Raw genomic sequence first — 587 nt, 5'->3', positions numbered from 1 at the left:
GCATACAATTGATGATAAATAAATAATAAAAATAATTAAAAAAGAAAAAAAACCAAATTTAAAAACGATAATTAACTAAACAAAAATATAAAAAAAAAAAAAAAACAAATTAAAAAAATCCACCAACGAACAGACAAACATAAATATGACAAAAAAACAAAAAAAAAAGAATGAAATAAAAACAAAAAAAAACAAAAAGAAAAAAAAACAAAAAAAATATCATGAGAAAAAAAAAAAAAAGAAAAATAATTATGTTTTATTTTAAAAAATTCTATACAAAAAAATATAATTTAGTATTGTTAGGGTAGTTAACAAACTAAAAAAACGCTAAAAAAAGCCGAGGAATAAATCCTCGACTTATCTAAGTGCCTAGCGCCGTCCTACTCTCACAGGGGGAAGCCCCCAACTACCATCGGCGCTAAAGAGCTTACCTTCCGTGTTCGGTATGGGAACGGGTGTGACCTGTTTGCCATCATCACTAGACTATTGTCGACCTCCAATAGACGGCGTATTACTGCGTCTGCTTCTCTCGTTCAATCGGTCTCGTACAGAGGTACGCTCCCTCATTCACTCGTTTGCTTCGTTGT

General features: G+C 30.8%; 1 rRNA gene. It reads right to left on the bottom strand.

The features are described 5' to 3' along the window. Positions 1 to 367: 367 nt before the first annotated feature. A 5S ribosomal RNA gene (rrf, locus tag ABNX05_RS26185) occupies positions 368 to 483 on the bottom strand. Positions 484 to 587 lie beyond the last annotated feature (104 nt).

This window comes from Lysinibacillus zambalensis (assembly GCF_040183165.1).
GTDB lineage: Bacteria > Bacillota > Bacilli > Bacillales_A > Planococcaceae > Lysinibacillus > Lysinibacillus zambalensis.
This window is presented reverse-complemented; position numbering and strand designations above follow the sequence as displayed.